This is a genomic window from Mycolicibacillus trivialis (assembly GCF_002102395.1).
Classification (GTDB): domain Bacteria; phylum Actinomycetota; class Actinomycetes; order Mycobacteriales; family Mycobacteriaceae; genus Mycobacterium; species Mycobacterium triviale.
The window spans coordinates 1-1,243 of record NZ_LQPZ01000039.1 but is presented as its reverse complement, the minus strand read 5'-3'; the positions used below and the strand labels follow the sequence as shown (position 1 = coordinate 1,243).

The window sequence follows — 1,243 nt, the reverse complement described above, 5'->3', positions numbered from 1 at the left end:
GCCAGCGGTGATCTGCTGGCCTGCGTCCAGCCTGTCCTTGTGATCTGTTGCGGTCTGGGCCGTTTCGGGCGTGGAAGTCGGGGTCGAAGATGGTCGAAAGCGCGGGTGTTCTCAGGCGGCGGTGGCCGGTGGTCCACGGTGGGTGGCGTCAAAGGTGTTGAGCCAGGCATATTCCCATGGCCAGGATTCGGGCAGGTGCCAGGTGATCTGGTCGCGCCCACTGCGGGCGGGGCGGCAGGCGACGGAGATGAGTTCGTTGCGGATGGTGGCGCCGCGGGCGACGGCGTGCCGGGGTGAGGCGAGCACCCCCAGGGCGCGGGTGAGCGCGTGCGCGGTGACCGCGAGTTGCAGCCAGGCGGCGTTGGCGTGGAACCGCCCGGAGGGCAGATGCGCCAGCGGCCCGTCGAACAGGTCGGCGAAGACCTGTTCGACGATGGCGTGTCCGCGGTGTTGGGATTCGGCCTCGACGAGGCCGAACGGGCTGTCGGTGAACACCGCGTGATACCGGTAGGTGGCGAACAACTCGTCTTGTCCCTGGGCGGCGGCTTTTCGGTTGAGCCGCTTGACCCGGCGCACGATCAGCCGGGCGTCAACGCGATGGGTCTTCGACGAGGCGAACGCGGTGTAGCCCACCTCGGCGATCTCGGCGTCGGAGATCCACTGCTGGGCCTGCTCGTCGAAGATCGCGTTCGGGTACTTGATCGGGGTCCAGGCGGTCTCGTCGATGCCGGTGATGGCGCGCCGGATCTTGGGGTCCATCCGAGCGGTGACCGAGAAGTGCGCGTTGTTGCGGCGGCACGCGCTCACGAACGCGCCGGTGTAGAAGGCGGAATCACCGCGCGCCACGATCAGCCCGCTGATCCCGGCGTCGCGGGAGGTGGTGATCGATTCAGCCACCAGACTCGCCGCGCCGCGCGCGGAGGCGGCGTTGCCGCCGCGCAGCCGCGCCGTGGTCACCACCGGCGCGGCCAGCGGGGTGGACACCGCCGCGGCCAGTGCGTTCAAGCCGCGCACGGTCAGCGACTTGGACGCGATCTTGGTGTGCCCGAACGCCGCGCCCTGCTTGGCGGGCCCGTACACCCTCTTCTGCGTGGAGTCCACGTCGATGAACGCCAGCTGCTGCCCGCCGGGCAGCAGCGGTGTGCGCGACGCGAGTTCGGCCAGCACCCGGCGGCCCACCGCGGCCAGCTGACGCACGTTGCCGTGGTCGAACGCGCGCAGGAACGACCCCAACGTCGAGGGA

1 protein-coding gene is annotated in these 1,243 nt (G+C 70.1%); it reads right to left on the bottom strand.

Features of this window, described 5'->3' with window-relative positions:
• Positions 1-111: 111 nt before the first annotated feature.
• The coding region (locus AWC30_RS13930) for an IS1380 family transposase (protein ID WP_085110829.1) at positions 112-1,243 on the bottom strand (1,132 nt) is incomplete at its 5' end.